General features: G+C 63.6%; 17 protein-coding genes. All 17 read left to right on the top strand.

Annotated elements, in window-relative coordinates:
- Positions 1–12 precede the first annotated feature (12 nt).
- Complete coding sequence (locus tag QNO08_RS13940) at positions 13–810, top strand: IclR family transcriptional regulator domain-containing protein (protein ID WP_229964881.1); 798 nt, start codon at positions 13–15, stop codon at positions 808–810.
- A gap of 351 nt (positions 811–1,161) precedes the next feature.
- Positions 1,162–1,536 carry a 30S ribosomal protein S12 gene (gene rpsL, locus QNO08_RS13935; protein ID WP_104052742.1) on the top strand — a complete coding sequence of 125 codons (375 nt, stop codon included), beginning with the start codon at positions 1,162–1,164 and terminating at the stop codon, positions 1,534–1,536.
- Position 1,537: 1 nt separating this feature from the next.
- Positions 1,538–2,008: a 30S ribosomal protein S7 gene (rpsG, locus tag QNO08_RS13930; RefSeq protein ID WP_104052741.1), complete on the top strand. Its 471-nt coding sequence runs from the start codon at positions 1,538–1,540 to the stop codon at positions 2,006–2,008.
- Positions 2,009–2,123: 115 nt separating this feature from the next.
- A complete protein-coding gene (gene fusA, locus QNO08_RS13925) occupies positions 2,124–4,238 on the top strand; it encodes an elongation factor G (RefSeq protein WP_229964882.1) in 2,115 nt (704 codons plus the stop codon).
- 222 nt (positions 4,239–4,460) lie between these two features.
- Positions 4,461–5,651, top strand: coding sequence for an elongation factor Tu (gene tuf, locus QNO08_RS13920; RefSeq protein ID WP_229964883.1), 1,191 nt, complete (start codon positions 4,461–4,463; stop codon positions 5,649–5,651).
- A gap of 264 nt (positions 5,652–5,915) precedes the next feature.
- Positions 5,916–10,289, top strand: a complete 4,374-nt coding sequence (locus tag QNO08_RS13915; RefSeq protein ID WP_229964884.1) for a hypothetical protein — start codon at positions 5,916–5,918, stop codon at positions 10,287–10,289.
- A 721-nt stretch (positions 10,290–11,010) separates the two neighbouring features.
- Positions 11,011–11,319 (top strand): 30S ribosomal protein S10, encoded by a 309-nt coding sequence (gene rpsJ / locus QNO08_RS13910; RefSeq protein ID WP_003803825.1) that lies wholly within the window; start codon positions 11,011–11,013, stop codon positions 11,317–11,319.
- 17 nt (positions 11,320–11,336) lie between these two features.
- Positions 11,337–11,993, top strand: coding sequence for a 50S ribosomal protein L3 (gene rplC, locus QNO08_RS13905; protein ID WP_229964885.1), 657 nt, complete (start codon positions 11,337–11,339; stop codon positions 11,991–11,993).
- Between the two features lie 4 nt (positions 11,994–11,997).
- Positions 11,998–12,612, top strand: a complete 615-nt coding sequence (gene rplD / locus QNO08_RS13900) for a 50S ribosomal protein L4 (protein WP_229964886.1) — start codon at positions 11,998–12,000, stop codon at positions 12,610–12,612.
- Positions 12,609–12,914, top strand: coding sequence for a 50S ribosomal protein L23 (gene rplW, locus QNO08_RS13895; RefSeq protein WP_104052736.1), 306 nt, complete (start codon positions 12,609–12,611; stop codon positions 12,912–12,914). Before rplD ends, rplW begins: the two co-directional genes overlap by 4 nt.
- A gap of 31 nt (positions 12,915–12,945) precedes the next feature.
- Complete coding sequence (gene rplB, locus QNO08_RS13890; protein ID WP_152219783.1) at positions 12,946–13,785, top strand: 50S ribosomal protein L2; 840 nt, start codon at positions 12,946–12,948, stop codon at positions 13,783–13,785.
- Between the two features lie 12 nt (positions 13,786–13,797).
- The gene (rpsS, locus tag QNO08_RS13885) at positions 13,798–14,079 is read left to right on the top strand and encodes a 30S ribosomal protein S19 (protein ID WP_104052734.1); all 282 of its coding nucleotides are present in this window, start codon (positions 13,798–13,800) and stop codon (positions 14,077–14,079) included.
- Between the two features lie 38 nt (positions 14,080–14,117).
- The gene (gene rplV, locus QNO08_RS13880) at positions 14,118–14,483 is read left to right on the top strand and encodes a 50S ribosomal protein L22 (RefSeq protein ID WP_229964887.1); all 366 of its coding nucleotides are present in this window, start codon (positions 14,118–14,120) and stop codon (positions 14,481–14,483) included.
- Positions 14,484–15,326: a 30S ribosomal protein S3 gene (rpsC, locus tag QNO08_RS13875; RefSeq protein WP_229964888.1), complete on the top strand. Its 843-nt coding sequence runs from the start codon at positions 14,484–14,486 to the stop codon at positions 15,324–15,326.
- Positions 15,327–15,743 (top strand): 50S ribosomal protein L16, encoded by a 417-nt coding sequence (gene rplP, locus QNO08_RS13870; protein WP_229964889.1) that lies wholly within the window; start codon positions 15,327–15,329, stop codon positions 15,741–15,743.
- A gap of 2 nt (positions 15,744–15,745) precedes the next feature.
- The gene (gene rpmC, locus QNO08_RS13865; RefSeq protein WP_229964890.1) at positions 15,746–16,078 is read left to right on the top strand and encodes a 50S ribosomal protein L29; all 333 of its coding nucleotides are present in this window, start codon (positions 15,746–15,748) and stop codon (positions 16,076–16,078) included.
- Positions 16,075–16,380 (top strand): 30S ribosomal protein S17, encoded by a 306-nt coding sequence (gene rpsQ, locus QNO08_RS13860; RefSeq protein ID WP_229964891.1) that lies wholly within the window; start codon positions 16,075–16,077, stop codon positions 16,378–16,380. The genes rpmC and rpsQ overlap by 4 nt, the downstream gene beginning before the upstream one ends.
- The last annotated feature ends 247 nt before the right edge of the window (positions 16,381–16,627 follow it).

Genomic DNA, 16,627 nt, shown 5'->3' with positions numbered 1-16,627 from the left:
TTTAAGGGAGATATGACCGAGACTCCGGCCCCCACCGGCCAGTATGTGCAGTCGCTGGCCCGCGGGCTCAGCGTCATCCGGGCCTTCGACGCCGAACACGTCCGGATGACCCTGAGCGAGGTCTCACGCCGCACCGGACTGACCCGCGCCACGGCCCGCCGGTTTCTGCTGACGCTCGAGGAACTCGGCTACGTGCGCACCGATGGACGGAACTTCGAGCTCACCGCCCTGGTGCTGGCCCTGGGTTACTCCTACCTCTCAGGCCAGACCCTGCCGCAGCTGGCCCAGCCGCTGCTCGAGGATCTCTCCCGCAAGGTCTCCGAGTCGACCTCGGCGTCCATCCTGGACGGTGAGGAGATCGTCTATGTGGCCCGCATCCACACCCGCCGCCTGATGCGGGTGGGCATCGCCGTCGGCACCCGGTTCCCGGCCTATGCCACGTCCATGGGCCGTGTCCTGCTGGCGGGTCTTTCGGAACCGGCACTCGAGAAGTACCTGGCCGAGGTGCGGCTGGAACCGTTCACGGACCGTACTGTCACGGACCCCGGAGCCCTTGGGGACGAGGTGCGCCGGGTTCGGGAAGCCGGGTGGGCCGTGGTTGACCAGGAACTGGAATCCGGGCTGCGGTCCGTTGCCGTTCCGGTCCGCGGAGCCGGGGGAGAGGTGGTGGCCGCAATCAACACCTCCATGCAGGCAACCCTGGGCGCCGGGGAAGGTACGCTGGAAGAAGCTGTTGCGTCAGTGCTGCCGGCCCTCCAAGAGGCCTCGGAGAAGATTACCGCCGCACTTGCCGCCCGCGGCTGGGCCTGAAGCCCGCCGGCCCTCCCGGGGCCGAAAGTGACTTAGGGCGCACCTGCGGGACGCAAGGCTTAAGTCTGCTAGACTGGTAATCAATTGTTTGTGTGGCAGTGGATGAAGGACGCTCACGGAATCCCCTCGGGATCCTGGTGCGGCGGGCCTGTTTCCGGGTTGCAGGGTTCCTGTGCAACGAATGCCACACTTTTGCACGCCTACGGTCGCTTCCGCGAGAGTATCGGAACTTCTCGGGGGCATTGCGGCAACGACGACTTAAAGCGCATCGCCTCGGCTGTTCCGACAGCTGACAGCGGGGCGGAGCAACCAAGAGAATTACACTCTCGAGAAAAAACGGAGAACACGAAAGTGCCTACGATTCAGCAGCTGGTCCGCAAGGGCCGGTCACCCAAGGTCTCCAAGACCAAGGCTCCCGCCCTTCAGGGAAGCCCCATGCGCCGTGGTGTTTGCACCCGCGTTTACACCACCACCCCGAAGAAGCCGAACTCTGCGCTCCGTAAGGTTGCCCGCGTGCGCCTCAACGGCGGCATTGAAGTAACCGCTTACATTCCCGGTGTAGGTCACAACCTGCAGGAACACTCCATCGTCCTCGTTCGCGGCGGTCGAGTGAAGGACCTGCCCGGTGTTCGTTACAAGATTGTTCGTGGCGCACTGGACACCCAGGGTGTCAAGAACCGCAAGCAGGCTCGCAGCCGTTACGGCGCGAAGATGGAGAAGAAGTAATATGCCCCGCAAGGGTCCGGCCCCCAAGCGGCCGCTAGTACTGGATCCCGTTTACGGCTCCCCTCTGGTCACTCAGCTGATCAACAAGGTTCTCGTTGACGGCAAGAAGTCCACCGCAGAGCGCATCGTTTACGGTGCACTTGCAGGCGCTCAGGAGAAGACCGGGGGAGACCCCGTTGCAGCCCTGAAGAAGGCCATGGACAACATCAAGCCGAGCCTTGAGGTCAAGTCCCGCCGCGTCGGCGGTGCCACCTACCAGGTTCCCGTCGAGGTCAAGCCGGGCCGTGCAACTGCACTGGCACTGCGCTGGCTGGTTGGCTACTCCAAGGCCCGCCGCGAGAAGACCATGACCGAGCGTCTGCGCAACGAGATCCTGGATGCGTCCAACGGTCTCGGTGCTGCAGTGAAGCGCCGCGAAGACACCCACAAGATGGCTGAATCCAACAAGGCCTTCGCTCACTACCGCTGGTAAAAAGCCTGGCCGACGGCGGCCACTCCTGAAGGCCCTGTATCCCGCTGCGGCGGGGTGCAGGGCCCAAAGCAGATAAACGCAGTCGAACCGGCAAACACCAAATAAGGGAGAAACCGTGGCACTTGACGTGCTTACCGACCTGAACAAGGTCCGCAACATCGGCATCATGGCCCACATTGATGCCGGCAAGACCACCACCACCGAACGCATCCTGTTCTACACCGGTGTCAACCACAAGATCGGCGAGACGCACGACGGCGCCTCCACGATGGACTGGATGGCACAGGAGCAGGAGCGGGGTATCACCATTACCTCCGCAGCAACCACGTGCTACTGGGACAACAACCAGATCAACATCATCGACACCCCGGGTCACGTTGACTTCACTGTCGAAGTTGAGCGGTCCCTGCGCGTGCTCGACGGCGCCGTAGCCGTTTTCGACGGCAAGGAAGGCGTGGAGCCGCAGTCCGAGACTGTCTGGCGCCAGGCCGACAAGTACAACGTCCCGCGCATCTGCTTCGTCAACAAGATGGACAAGCTCGGCGCTGACTTCTACTTCACCGTTGACACCATCATCAACCGCCTTGGTGCCAAGCCGCTGGTTATCCAGCTGCCCATCGGTGCCGAGAACGAGTTTGAGGGCGTTGTCGACCTCGTCGAAATGCGTGCCCTGACCTGGCGCGGCGACTCCAAGGGCGATGTGCTCATGGGCGCCAAGTACGAGATCGAGCCCATCCCGGCCGATCTTCAGGAAAAGGCAGAAGAATACCGCGCTGCGCTGATCGAGGCTGTGGCCGAGGCCAGCGACGAGCTGATGGACAAGTACCTCGAAGGTGAAGAATTCACCCTCGAGGAAATCAAGGCCGGCATCCGCCACCTGACCATCAACTCGCTGGTCTACCCGGTGCTTTGCGGCTCGGCGTTCAAGAACCGCGGCGTACAGCCGATGCTTGACGCCGTCGTCGCCTACCTGCCGAACCCGCTTGACGTGCCGAACATCAAGGGCCACGACATCCGCGACGAAGAGATCATTCTCGAACGCGCCGCTGATGCCAACGCTCCGTTCTCGGCCCTGGCGTTCAAGGTTGTGACGCACCCGTTCTTCGGGCGTCTGACCTACATCCGCGTGTACTCCGGTCACGCTGCTTCCGGTGCTCAGGTCATGAATGCGACCAAGCAGAAGAAGGAGCGCATCGGTAAGCTCTTCCAGATGCACGCCAACAAGGAAAACCCTGTTGACGAGATCACGACGGGCCACATCTACGCCGCCATCGGCCTGAAGGACACCACCACGGGCGACACCCTGTGCGACCTTCAGAACCCGATCGTGCTGGAATCCATGAGCTTCCCGGAGCCCGTGATTTCCGTGGCCATCGAGCCGAAGACGAAGGGTGACCAGGAGAAGCTTTCCACGGCCATCCAGAAGCTCTCCGAAGAGGACCCGACCTTCCAGGTCTCCCTCGACGAAGACACCAACCAGACGATCATCGCCGGTATGGGCGAGCTGCACCTGGACATCCTGGTTGACCGCATGCGCCGCGAATTCCGCGTCGAAGCAAACGTGGGCAAGCCCCAGGTTGCTTACCGCGAAACCATCAAGCGCGCTGTGGCCAAGCATGACTACACGCACAAGAAGCAGACCGGTGGTTCGGGCCAGTTCGCAAAGGTCCAGATCGCTCTCGAGCCGCTGGATACGTCGGAAGGCGTATTCTACGAGTTCGCCAACAAGGTCACCGGTGGCCGTATTCCGCGCGAATACATCCCCTCCGTTGACCAGGGTATCCAGAGCGCCCTCACCGAGGGTGTGCTCGCCGGTTACCCCGTGGTCGGCATCAAGGCAAGCCTGCTTGACGGCGCCTACCACGATGTTGACTCCTCGGAAATGGCGTTCAAGATCGCCGGACGACAGGCTTTCAAGGAAGCCGCCCGCCTGGCGAACCCTGTCCTGCTCGAACCGCTGATGGATGTTGAAGTCCGCACCCCTGAGGAATACATGGGTGAAGTTATCGGTGACATCAACTCCCGCCGCGGCCAGATGCAGTCCATGGAAGACGCCGCAGGCGTCAAGGTCATCCGCGCCCACGTGCCGCTGTCCGGCATGTTCGGGTACATCGGCGACCTGCGTTCAAAGACGCAGGGCCGCGCCGTGTACTCCATGTCGTTCAACAGCTACGCAGAGGTCCCGAAGGCAGTAGCCGACGAGATCATCCAGAAGGTGCGCGGCGAATAAAACCCTGGTTGGTGTTCCGGGAAATCTCGGAACACCAGCCGTGTGCAGCGGGCCAAGGCTCCGGCCGGAAGCCCGCTGCATAGCCAGACTGAGCGGCCTCGCCAGGCTGCTGCGGAAATACGGCAATTTCATCAAATAAACAGCCCCCAGTAGACTTACATCAGTTTCAGCAGCGAGAAGCGCTGTTGAAGATTGAGTCTTCAACCTTTCTAGGAGGAACCCGTGGCGAAGGCAAAGTTCGAGCGGACTAAGCCGCACGTCAACATCGGCACCATTGGTCACGTTGACCATGGTAAGACGACGTTGACCGCTGCCATTTCGAAGGTACTTGCTGACAAGTACCCTGATCTGAATGAAAAGCGCGATTTCGCTGCTATCGACTCTGCACCTGAAGAGCGCCAGCGCGGCATCACCATCAACATCTCTCACATCGAGTACCAGACCGAGAAGCGCCACTACGCACACGTAGACGCCCCCGGTCACGCTGACTACATCAAGAACATGATCACCGGTGCAGCTCAGATGGACGGCGCGATCCTCGTGGTTGCCGCTACCGACGGCCCGATGGCACAGACCCGCGAGCACGTTCTGCTCGCCCGCCAGGTTGGTGTTCCCTACCTGCTGGTCGCACTGAACAAGTCCGACATGGTCGACGATGAGGAACTTCTGGACCTCGTTGAAATGGAAGTTCGCGAACTGCTGAGCTCCCAGGAATTCGACGGCGACAACGTTCCCGTCGTGCGCGTCTCCGGCCTCAAGGCTCTCGAAGGCGACCCCAAGTGGGTTGCAGCCGTCGAAGAGCTCATGGAAGCCGTTGACGAGAGCGTTCCGGACCCGATCCGCGACAAGGACAAGCCGTTCCTGATGCCGATCGAGGACGTCTTCACGATCACCGGTCGTGGAACCGTTGTCACGGGCCGCGCCGAGCGCGGTACCCTCGCCATCAACTCCGAGGTCGAGATTGTCGGCATCCGTCCGGTCCAGAAGACCACGGTTACCGGTATCGAGATGTTCCACAAGCAGCTTGATGAAGCATGGGCCGGCGAGAACTGTGGCCTCCTGCTTCGCGGTATCAAGCGCGAAGACGTAGAGCGTGGACAGGTCATCGTGAAGCCGGGTTCCATTACCCCGCACACCGACTTCGAAGCCAACGTCTACATCCTGTCCAAGGATGAAGGCGGACGCCACAACCCGTTCTACTCGAACTACCGCCCGCAGTTCTACTTCCGCACCACGGACGTAACCGGCGTTATCACCCTGCCGGAAGGCACGGAAATGGTTATGCCCGGCGATAACACTGAGATGACCGTAGAGCTCATCCAGCCCATCGCCATGGAAGAAGGCCTCGGCTTCGCTATCCGCGAAGGCGGCCGCACCGTTGGTTCAGGCCGTGTCACCAAGATCATCAAGTAATTTCCTTACTTGCTGACTCTTCGGTGAGTTGCCGGCCCCAGCGGCCGGTCACGAACTGAAAAGAAGTCCCCGCTGCCACTGGCAGCGGGGACTTCTTGCATTTCCGGCCCGGTCGCGGCGGCCGTCTGCCCAGGTCGCCGTCTGTCCACAGTGTGAGCCGGACCCCGTGAAATTCTCCTGCCGCCCCTAGGATGTGGAATAAGCAGTCGGTTACCGGGGGGTTCTCAAGCTATGGGCACATTCTTATTGGCGGTGGTGCTCATATTGACTGGCATCGGATTCGCCATCGGCTGGTTCTCCCGCGGTGCCGTCTCGCCGCGGAAATCTGCAGCGGCCCCCGCAACCGCCGACCCCGCGGCCGCGTCCGACGCCGTTTCCCGGGCATATGACGACGGGTTCCGGGCCGGCTACCGCAGTGCTGCGGCTGCGGCTGCGGCGGGTACAGGGCAGCGGGAGAATGCTCCGACACCGTTCGGCGTCCCGGCACCGTTGACCGTCCCGGCACCGGTGACCGCCCCGTCATCCTTTGCGGCCCCGTCATCCTTTGCCGCCCCGCCGCAGGCGCCGGTTTCTGACGCCCCGCCGTCGACCCCGCCGCTGCCCGGACTTGCAGCGCCGGACGGCGCCTGGTTCGAGGAGAACGCCGGGCCGCCCGTCCCGGCCCCTGTCCCGCCGGCCGGGCCCGCACCGGTTCAGCCGCCGTCGGCGGAGGAACTGGCCAAGCGGGCGGCTGTGGAGGAGGCCCGCAAACGACGCCGGGACCTGCGGAACATCAACATCACGCTGTACGCCGCCTGCCTGCTGCTCGTTGCCGCGGCGTCGCTGTTCATTGGGCTGGCCATCCCGGAGGGTGCCCGGTTCGCCGGCGTTACCGTGGTGGCGGGCCTGTTCTACGCCGGCGGGCTGGTGGTCCATGCCCGGAGCCGGCGGCTGCGTCCTGCTGCCGTTGCCTTTACCGGTACCGGACTGGCCCTCATCCCGGTGGTCGGGCTGGCCCTGCACAACCTCGTACTTCGCGATGCACCCTCGGCATGGCTGGTGACGTCAGTGGTGGGCACCGCGGCCTACGCCTATGCTGCGGCCCGGCTGGACAGCCGGGTGGTGGCCTACCTCTCCATGACGTTCCTGCTCTCCACGGCGCTTGCGTCCGGGGCCTCCATTCGGTCCGGGATCATGTGGTATTTCCTGTTTACCGTCCTCCTGGCCACCGCCGTGTCGCTGGTGGCCTTGCGCCGCCCCGCATGGCTCGGAAACATCTATCTGAACGCCTTTATCCAGTCTCACCGCTTTCTGGTCCCGGCGACGGCGGGGGTAGCCCTTCTGACAGCCGTGGAACTGGGCGGCTGGCAGTTCTCCCTTCTCTTCCTGGCCTTCTCCTGCTACTACGCCGTGGTCTTTCTGCAGGCCCGCCGCAAGGAACGGCTGCTCAGCAGCTACGGCTTTCGGGCTGCGGCCACAGCCGGCCTGACGGTTCTCGCCTACAAGATGACCGACGACACCGCGGCAGCCGTTCTCGCCTCATCGCTGCTCCTGCTCGTGCAGGCCGCCGGCCTGCTGGCCCTGCGCCGCCGATATTCGGCGCTGGGCGGCAAACGGTTTTTTGTCACTGACTATGTGCTCGTGAGCGTGCTGCAGATACTGGCCGGACTCGCCGCAGGCCAGTCCGCGGCGGGGCTGCTGCCGGGAGGCAGCACCAGTGCGATCCTGTTCACCGCAACTGCCGTGATGGTGCTGCTGACGTGCATGGCCGGGGCATCGAGGATCACGGTTATCCCGAACGCCGCTCCGGCCGGTGCAGCCCTGCTGGGATTCCTGGCCCGGCTCAACGGAGAGACGGGCACGCTGTGGCCGGCGGTTGTCCTGGGTGTGCTGCTGACCGGCTATTACAGCGTCCGAGCAGGGCGCAGTTCCGGTCCGGCGAAGGAGGACCTGCTGCTGTGGGTACGGGGAACAGCGGTCGTGCTGGTTGCCGTGGGTTCGATGGCGGTCCTGGAAACCGCAGGAGCGGGTGCCCGGGAAGCCTGGACACGGTCTCTGCTCTGGACGGGTGCCGCCGTGATGCTCAACCAGCTCCTTTCCGTGTTCCTGCTGAACCGCGCAGCGCCCGCTGGCACGGCACCATCCACCCGCCGGGAAGTTCCGGTGATGGCTGCGGCGGCCGGGTTGGCGGCGCTGCTGGCGCTGTGGCTGCGGTTTACGGAGCACCCGGAGATCACGCTGACGCTGTGGGTCCTGTTCTCCGCCCTGTCGGTAAATGCGGTGACTTCCCTGGTGCTGCGCCGGTTCTTTGAGGAACGGTCCTGGCTGGAATGGATGGGCCCGGCCGGCTTCGCCGCGGCTGCCCTCGTGGGCGCCGGCGTGCTGGGCGTGCGCGGCTACGAAGTCGTGACCGGTGCCGCGCTGGCCTACAGCGGGCTCATGGCGGTGCGCCTGGCACGGGTTGGCCGCCGGGGCGGCTACTTGCTGGCCGGGCAGGTGCTGCTGACCATCCTGCTGGCCCTGGCGGCGGCGGACCTGGACTTCACGGTGCATGAAATGTTTGTTGCCGCAGCTCTCTCGGTGGCTCTGCAACAGGTGCTGCGCATCCTCCTGCAGGACCGGTTCGCCGGAGCGGGTATGGGGCAGCTGGTAACCACGGCCCAGTGGGGAAGCACCGGCGTGCTGGTGCTCCTCCCGCTGGCCTACGAGGCGCTGGCAGCCCGTCCGCTGCCCTGGATGCAGCCTCTGCTCCTGGCCATAGCGGCCGGCAGCGCACTGTTCATCCAGATGTCGGTGGTGGGGCGAAGGGCCGCAGGCAGGCCGGTGCCGTTCCCGAACGGTTCGCTGGCGGCGGCCGCAGCACTGGTGACAGCGCTGACGGTCTGGCTGCGGCTGGCGGAAGCTCCGCAAACCACCTTGACGGTGGGGGCGTTGTTCGCGGCGCTGGCAGCCAATGTGCTGACGACGCTGGTTCTGGGACGGTTCGTCCCGGAGAAATCCTGGCTGCAGTGGAGTGGTCCAACAGGTTTTGCCGCTGCCGGCGTGGTCGGCGCCGGCCTGCTCGGGATCCGCGGCTATGAGACGCTCACGGCGGCTGCGCTGGGATACTGCGGCTTCATGGTGGTCCGCGGTGCCCGGGCCGGCTGCCGCGGCGGTTATCTGCTGGCGGGGCAGGTCCTGCTGACAATCCTGACAGCCCTGGTGGCGGCGGACCTGGAGTTGACCGTCCACGGCACGTTTATTGCGGTGGCCGTCTCCGTGGCCGGGCAGCAGGTTGTGCGGACATTGCTGCAGGGCCGGTATGCCGGCGCGGGGTTGCGGCAGCTGGGCAGGGCTGCGCTCTGGGGGAGCGCGGGGGTGCTGGCGCTGCTGCCCCTGATATATGCCGCTGCCGCCGACGGCGATGCCCGGCGCTGCGTCGTCGTGATAACCCTGTCCCTGCTGCTGGGTATGGCGGCGACGGTCAGCGTGGCGGACCGGGACGCCGCAATCCTGTATTCCGCCGTTTATGCGCTGGGCATGCTGCCGGTCGTCCTGACAAGCGTGTTTGGCTTCGGCGACTCCGGAACCCCCCTCAACGGGTCCTCGGAGGTACCGGCACCGCTGAGCCTGGCCGCTGCCTGTGTTCTTTTGCTGGTGTTCGCCGCGGTTGCCCTGGCCGCGGACACCCGCAGCGCCATCGGCGCCGCCGTCCGCAATCCGCTGCTTGCCGGCGGGGCGCTGTACTGCGCGCTGGCATTGTCCCTGGCCGGGTTGAACGGGAACAGGCTGCTGACGGGGCTGGGCATCCTGTTGCCTGCCGCGGGCTTCCTGGTCGTCTCCTTTACCCGGAGGCTTCCATGGCTGACCGCCGTGACCGTGGTCCTGGTTCCCGTTGCAGCCTTCATCATCCAGTCCTGGCTCGTCCGGGACGTGCTCGCGACTGCGCCACACGACGCAGCCGCCCGGCTGTCGTCCGGATTCGCGGCCGCACTGCTTCTCTATGCGGCGGGATACGTGCTGTCCGTCCTGCCGCGGACCGCCGGCACTGTGCTCCGCCAGGGCATCCTCGGCTCGGGAGCCGCCATCATTGCCGCGGGAGCCGGCATCTCCGCCATGCCGTCCGAACATGTTTCAGCCGTGTACGGATCGGTGGTCCTCGCCGCCGCCCTGGCAGCTGCGGTGCGGGAGTTTCCGCGGGCGTGGCGGGAGACGGCCGGAGAAGCCGCAGCGCTGGTGGCCGCGCTGTCCGTTCAGCGGATCATTTGGTACGCCGTCGACGGCGCCGGTTGGTTCTGGTTCCTGCAGTACTGGGTGGTGGTCCTGGCCGCCCTTGCCGCCTACGAGTACCGGCGGGGCCGCGGGCAGCGCGGCACTGCCGTCCTGGCCGCGTCGGCTGGGCTGCTTTCCTGCACGGGTGTCAGCAGCATTGTCAGCGCAGATGCCACCGAGCAGGTGTGGGCGCTGGTGGCCCATGCCGGGCTTTTGGGGTTCGGCGTCCTGACCAACAGGCGCCTGTTCACTGTGTGGGGAGCAGCGGGCGTGGCCCTGGCGGTGCTCTGGTACCTGCGCGGCTACACGTTCCTGCTCCTGGCACTGCTCGCGGCGGCACTGATCGCGCTGGCGGTTTGGCGCCTGACCCGCGTACGCGCCGACGCCGCCGGGGAGACCGGAAGCTAGGGCGCCGGCCGGCTGGTCTATTATCGACAGATGGAATTATTGATTATTCTCGCTGTGGTCGTGGCCGTTGTCGGCACCGTTGCGTGGGGCAGGCGGCATTTCCGCCGCGAGATCGACCGTGCCAAGCGCATTCGACGGTCCAACCGCGGAGACAGGCCCTAGGAGCCGGGGCGCCGCGCGGATCCCGCGGTTTTCCGTGGGTCGGGCGCTGCGCTAGACTGGAGACCGTTGACTTGCCGGTGATTGCTGAACCGATCATTGCGTGATCGATGAATTGCCGGAAACTTTGAACAACGGAACATGCTGCAGGCGCCGCGGAGCATCGCGGCCAGCCAGTCGCAGGCGGCCGCCGGATTGGCGGAATCGCCGTGATTCTGGCAGACTGGAGAAGTTGTTCAAGCGCTTTTGTGCCCACATATGCTCGTTCGGCCGGTTCAACCGGCAGGCAGCACATGATGAGATGTCGTCCCGGTCAGGATAATGCCTGACGCAGGGTCGAGTCCTTCAGGGGAAAAGCCCATATATAACCCGCCCCCAATCTTGCCCTGGGTCTCGCAGATGAAGAATCCGCGACACGCCCGAGCGCGGGGGTCGGAGCCTCGGCAGGGTGAGGAACCCGGATTTATCCGGATTCAGTCTGTTGGAGGAGTGCCAGGCCGTAAAGGCAGCTAGGTACAAAAACTGTACAGAGAGCAATACTCGAAGAAAGAGGCACGACGCCATGGCGGGACAAAAAATCCGCATCCGGCTGAAGTCGTATGACCACGAGGTCATCGACGTATCAGCACGGAAGATCGTTGAGACGGTCACGCGTGCAGGCGCAACGGTAGTAGGCCCCGTGCCGCTGCCCACGGAAAAGAACGTGTACTGCGTTATCCGTTCGCCGCACAAGTACAAGGACAGCCGCGAGCACTTTGAAATGCGCACGCACAAGCGTCTGATCGACATCATTGACCCCACGCCTAAGGCCGTTGATTCGCTCATGCGTCTCGACCTGCCGGCAGACGTGAACATCGAAATCAAGCTGTAGGGGGGGAGCGGATACTTATGTCTACTTCACTTACACGCCAGGTCAAGGGCCTTCTGGGCACCAAGCTGGGCATGACCCAGGTCTGGGACGAGAACAACAAGCTCATCCCCGTCACCGTCGTTCAGGCTGACTCGAACGTCATTACACAGCTGCGCAACGCGGAAAGGGACGGCTACACGGCCGTTCAGATCGGCTACGGCCAGATCGACCCGCGCAAGGTGACCAAGCCGCTGGCCGGCCACTTTGAAAAGGCAGGCGTTACGCCTCGCCGTCACGTTGTCGAACTGCGCACCTCTGACGCCGACACCTACGAGCTGGGCCAGGAACTCTCTGTTGAGATTTTCGAAGCCGGCCAGAAGGTCGACGTCACCGGAACCTCCAAGGGCAAGGGCTTCGCCGGTGTCATGAAGCGTCACGGCTTCCACGGCGTCGGTGCCTCCCACGGTGCACACAAGAACCACCGTAAGCCCGGTTCCATTGGTGGCGCATCCACCCCGGGCCGCGTCTTCAAGGGTATGCGGATGGCTGGCCGTATGGGCGCCGTCCGCCACACCACAATGAACCTCACGGTTCACGGTGTGGATGCCGAGAAGTCGCTGCTGCTGATCAAGGGTGCCGTTCCCGGCGCCCGCGGCCAGGTCGTCCTCGTACGCACCGCCGTGAAGGGAGCTTAGTCTCATGGCTAACGAAACCACTGTTGAATTCCCCGCAGCGCTCTTCGACGTTCAGACGAACGTTCCTCTTCTGCACCAGGTAGTAGTTGCTCAGCTTGCAGCTGCCCGCCAAGGTACGCACAAGACGAAGACCCGCGCAGAGGTCTCCGGTGCAGGCCGCAAGCCGTTCAAGCAGAAGGGTACCGGCCGCGCCCGTCAGGGTTCCATCCGTGCTCCTCACATGACCGGTGGTGGCGTCGTCCACGGACCGACACCCCGCGACTACAGCCAGCGCACCCCCAAGAAGATGATTGCCGCCGCACTGCGCGGGGCTCTCTCCGACCGGGCACGCAACGGCCGCATCCACGTGCTGGAAACCCTGGTAGCCGGCGAAACGCCGTCGACCAAGGCTGCACGCGATTCGCTGCGTTCACTTTCCGACCGCAAGAACATGCTCGTTGTCATCGAGCGCGCCAATGATGTTGCCGCACTGTCCGTGCGCAACCTCACCGATGTTCACGTGATCTACGTAGATCAGCTGAACACCTACGACGTGCTTGTTGCCGATGACGTGGTCTTCACCAAGGCTGCCTACGACGAGTTCGTCGGCAAGAACACTGTCAAGGAGGACGCCAAGTGAGCGCGACCACCGCTAAGGACCCTCGCGACGTGGTGCTGGCACCCGTCGTTTCGGAAAAGAGCTACGGCCTGATCGACGAAGGTAAGTACACCTTCCTGGTCGACCCCCGCTCCAACAAGACCGAGATCAAGCTGGCCGTGGAGAAAATCTTCTCCGTCAAGGTCGACTCGATCAACACCATCAATCGTGCCGGTAAGCGCAAGCGGACCAAGTTCGGATGGGGACAGCGCAAGAACACCAAGCGCGCCATTGTCACCCTGAAAGACGGCACAATCGACATCTTCGGCGGTCCGCTCAGCTAGGGCGGAGACCACTTTAACGAGGAAATAAATAATGGGAATCCGTAAATACAAGCCGACTACACCGGGCCGTCGCGGCTCGAGTGTCGCCGACTTCACCGAAATCACGCGGTCGACGCCGGAAAAGTCGTTGGTACGCCCGCTGCCCAAAAAGGGTGGACGTAACAACACCGGTAAGATCACGACCAGGCACAAGGGTGGTGGACACAAGCGTCAGTACCGTCTGATCGACTTCCGCCGCCACGACAAGGACGGCGTCGACGCTCGCGTTGCCGAGATCGAATACGATCCGAACCGTACCGCTCGCATTGCACTGCTGCACTACGTTGATGGCACCAAGCGTTACATCATCGCCCCGAACAAGCTCAAGCAGGGCGACCACGTAGAGGCCGGCGCCGGCGCTGATATCAAGCCCGGCAACAACCTGCCCCTGCGCAACATCCCCGTGGGTACCACCATCCACGCCGTTGAACTGCGTCCGGGCGGCGGTGCCAAGATGGCCCGCTCCGCCGGTGCATCGGTTCAGCTTGTTGCCAAGGAAGGCCGCTTCGCCCAGCTGCGTCTGCCTTCCGGCGAAATCCGCAACGTCGACGCGCGCTGCCGCGCCACCATCGGCGAGGTCGGCAACGCCGAGCAGTCCAACATCAACTGGGGTAAGGCCGGCCGTATGCGCTGGAAGGGCGTACGCCCGACCGTCCGCGGTGTCGCCATGAACCCGGTCGACCACCCGCACGGTGGTGGTGAAGGTAAGACCTCCGGTGGACGCCACCCGGTCAACCCGAATGGTAAGCGCGAAGGCCGCACACGCCGCCCCAATAAAGAGAGCGACAACCTCATTGTGCGTCGCCGTCGTTCCGGCAAGAACAAGCGATAGGAGCCTGGAAACATGCCACGCAGCCTGAAGAAAGGCCCCTTCGTCGACCAGCACCTGTTCCTTAAGGTAGCGGCCGAAAACGAAAAGGGCACCAAGAACGTCATCAAGACGTGGTCCCGTCGTTCGATGATCATCCCCGACATGCTCGGGCACACGATCGCCGTACACGATGGACGTAAGCACATTCCGGTGTTTGTCACGGAGTCGATGGTCGGGCACAAGCTCGGCGAATTCGCCCTGACGCGGACATTCCGCGGCCATGTGAAGGACGACCGCAAGGGCAAGCGCCGCTAGGCGCTGCTCTTTCGGCAGAAGACGAGAGAAGGAAAGCAATGGAAGCCAAGGCAATTGCGCGTCATATCCGCGTAACGCCTATGAAGGCCCGGCGCGTCGTCAACCTTGTTCGTGGCAAGCAAGCGAATGAGGCAATGGCAATTCTGAAGTTTGCCCCCCAGGCAGCATCGGAGCCGGTACTTAAGGTAGTTCAGTCGGCCATGGCCAACGCACGTGTCCTCGCGGACCGTGACGGCGTGGCCTTCGACGAGGGTGACCTCTTCATCAGCGATGCATTCGTTGACGAAGGGCCCACCATGAAGCGGTTCCAGCCCCGTGCACAGGGCCGCGCATACCGCATCAACAAGCGGACCAGCCACGTCACCGTGGTTGTTGCAACCCCCAAGATCGAGGAGGAACGCTAAGTGGGACAGAAGGTTAACCCGCACGGGTTCCGACTCGGCATTACCACTGACCATGTGTCGCACTGGTTTGCTGACAGCAACAAGCCGGGCCAGCGCTACAAGGACTTCGTCCGCGAGGACATCAAGATCCGCCAGCTCATGTCTACGGGCATGGACCGCGCCGGCATCGCCAAGGTTGAGATCGAGCGCACCCGCGACCGTGTCCGCGTGGATATCCACACGGCCCGCCCGGGTATCGTTATCGGCCGCCGCGGCGCCGAAGCAGACCGCATCCGCGGCGAGCTGGAGAAGCTCACGGGCAAGCAGGTTCAGCTGAACATCCTCGAGGTCAAGAACCCCGAGATGGAAGCTCAGCTTGTTGCCCAGGGCGTTGCTGAGCAGCTCTCTTCCCGCGTGGCTTTCCGCCGTGCGATGAAGAAGGCCATCCAGTCCGCACAGCGTGCCGGCGCCAAGGGTATCCGTATCCAGTGCTCCGGTCGTCTGGGCGGCGCTGAAATGAGCCGTTCCGAGTTCTACCGCGAAGGCCGTGTGCCCCTGCACACCCTCCGCGCGCAGATCGATTACGGTTTCTTCGAAGCCAAGACCACCTTCGGCCGCATCGGCGTGAAGGTCTGGATCTACAAGGGCGACGTCACCGCTAAGGAACTGGCTGCACAGCAGGCTGCTGCACCGTCCCGCGGCCGCTCCAGCGACCGTCCGGGCCGCGGCCCGGCCGACCGCGGAGACCGCGGCGGCGAGCGTCGTCGTCGTCCCGAGCGTGGCGACAAGGCCGCCGCGCCTGCTGTTGCAGAGGCTCCGGCCGCTGAGGCAGCTGCCCCCGCAGCAGAAGGAGGACAGGCTTAAATGCTTATCCCACGTCGAGTCAAGTTCCGTAAGCAGCACCACCCGGGTCGTTCCGGCGCTGCAACCGGCGGCACTGCAGTCAGCTTCGGCGAGTGGGGCATCCAGGCTTTGACGCCTGCGTATGTCACCAACCGCCAGATTGAAGCTGCCCGTATTGCCATGACGCGCCACATCAAGCGCGGCGGAAAGGTCTGGATCAACATCTACCCGGACCGTCCGCTGACGAAGAAGCCTGCCGAAACCCGCATGGGTTCCGGTAAGGGTTCTCCGGAGTGGTGGGTTGCAAACGTCAAGCCGGGCCGGGTTCTCTTTGAGATCTCCGGTGTAAGTGAAGAGGTAGCTCGTGAGGCCCTGCGCCTGGCGATCCATAAGCTGCCGTTGAAGGCACGCATTGTGCGTCGCGAGGGTGGTGAATAGAAATGGCAATTGGTTCAAAGGAACTGGCACCGAAGCAGCTGGATGGCTTCGATAAGGACCGTCTCGTCGAGGAACTTCGCAAGGCCAAGGAAGAACTGTTCAACCTCCGCTTCCAGTCCGCAACCGGTCAGCTGGAAAGCCACGGCCGTCTGCGCGTAGTGAAGCGCGACATCGCACGCATCTACACGGTGCTGCGTGAGCGCGAGCTGGGGATTCGTCCCGAGGTCGTTGCTCCCGTCGAGGAAGCAGCTCCTGCAAAGGCAGCGAAGAAGTCCAAGAAGAAGGCTACCGAGTCTGAAGCTCCGGCCGAGGTCGCTGAGGATGATGCCAAATGAGTGAAAACAAGAATGAGGCAGCAGTGACAACTGACGCAAACGGAGCCGATGCCCGCGGGTACCGGAAGACCGCACGCGGCTACGTGGTCTCTGACAAGATGGAAAAAACCATCGTTGTTCAGGTTGAAGACCGCGTCAAGCACGCCCTGTACGGAAAGGTGCTTCGCCGCACCTCGAAGCTCAAGGCCCACGACGAGCAGAATGCTGCCGGCGTTGGAGACCTCGTGCTGATCGCCGAAACCCGGCCGCTCTCCGCTACAAAGCGGTGGCGCCTGGTCGAGATCCTCGAGAAGGCCAAGTAACTAAAGCAGTACATCCGGCCGGCCCGCCGGTGAGCCGCTCCCAGTAGGGAAAGGCTCGCCGGCAACCGCCCACCGGCGACAGGGCCCCGGCCGCGTTATCATCCGATTTCGCATCCGGGGCCCTTTCGCGATAAACTTGAAATCTTGTCTGTGCGGTGCGGAAGTGTGTCCAGTTTTGGGCGCGGCATCCTCACCGCCGTATGAGACAAAAGCCCGATAATCTTGTTCGGCACGTTGCCGCGGTCCG

Source organism: Arthrobacter sp. zg-Y820, assembly GCF_030142155.1.
In the GTDB taxonomy this organism is placed as follows: domain Bacteria; phylum Actinomycetota; class Actinomycetes; order Actinomycetales; family Micrococcaceae; genus Arthrobacter_B.
The sequence above is the reverse complement of the archived record's forward strand: the minus strand, read 5'-3'. Positions and strand labels throughout refer to the sequence as shown.